The following is a 1039-nucleotide window of genomic DNA, read 5'->3' as shown; positions in this document are numbered from 1 at the left end:
CCCACCCCCGGCAACTCCCCGGAACACCCTCCGCGTCGGGCCGCCCGCATCCCCACCAGGGCGCTCCGGAACGCCAAGAACCCGTGCCCGGCGCCGTGTGAGGGAGCGCCGGACGGCCAGCAGGGCAAGGGCCCCCGCTACACAGACCGCCGCGGCGACGGCCGTCCAGCGGCCCGGAGCACCCAACGCCAGGGCCGTCGCGGCCCAGGCGGCGAGCGCGGGCGGGACGAGACGGAGGTCCGCGGGGGCCTCCTGGCGGGGGATCGCGGCGCCCAGGCGGTTTCCGGAGGCAGCGTGCACCGGGTGGCGGGTCATGGCCGTACAAGATCCCGCAGGTCCGCGAAGCGGCGGTCACCGATGCCGTTGACCTCACGGAGCTGCTCGACGGAGCGGAAGCCGCCGTGCTCGGTGCGGTAGGCGACGATCTTGCTGGCCAGTACGGGGCCGATCCCGGGGAGTGTCTGCAGTTGCTCCTCGGCCGCGGAGTTGAGGCTGATGACACCGCCCGCGGGAGCGCCCGGCGCCGCGGCATCCGGGGCCGGTGGAGCGGCGCCGGGTGGTTCGCCCACGACCACCTGCTCGCCGTCCACCAGGTGACGGGCCCGGTTGAGCCCGCTGGTGTCCGTGCCGGGCCGGACCCCACCGGCGGCCCGCAGCGCGTCGGCGACCCGTGAGCCCGGGGGCAACCGGTGGACTCCGGGCTCGCGGACCTTGCCACTGATGTCCACGACGATCCGTGCGCCGGATGCTGTGGGGGCCGCGGACACGGTCGGCCCCGTGGCGCGGGCCCCAGCAGAGGGCTCCCCGGCCGCCTCACGCACCACATCGGGTGCGCGCACCGGCCGCGGCTGTCCAGTCCAGAAGTGGTGCACCGCAAAGGCGGCAGCGGCGGCCAACAGCACAGCGAGCGCGACCAGACTCCTGCGCTCAAGCCCACACCGCACCCGAACCCAGAGCGACACCCGCTCCCACACAGCCACCCGCGCCCCTCGCCCCGCACCCTCCCCACCCGAAGCGAGCACCTCGCCACCACGCCCAC

The 1039-nt window shown here is 75.7% G+C and carries 1 protein-coding gene and 1 pseudogene; both read right to left on the bottom strand.

All coding sequences use genetic code 11. The features are described from left to right. Positions 1 to 315 (bottom strand): annotated as a pseudogene (locus tag U9R90_RS36400) (MBL fold metallo-hydrolase); the annotation flags it as partial. Further along, positions 312 to 1039 (bottom strand): helix-hairpin-helix domain-containing protein (locus U9R90_RS36395; RefSeq protein WP_411061782.1); only part of this gene is annotated, 728 nt, incomplete at its 5' end. The gene U9R90_RS36395 and the pseudogene U9R90_RS36400, both read right to left, overlap by 4 nt.

This window comes from Streptomyces sp. E11-3, assembly GCF_046540415.1.
Taxonomy (GTDB): Bacteria; Actinomycetota; Actinomycetes; order Streptomycetales; family Streptomycetaceae; genus Streptomyces.
This window is presented reverse-complemented; position numbering and strand designations above follow the sequence as displayed.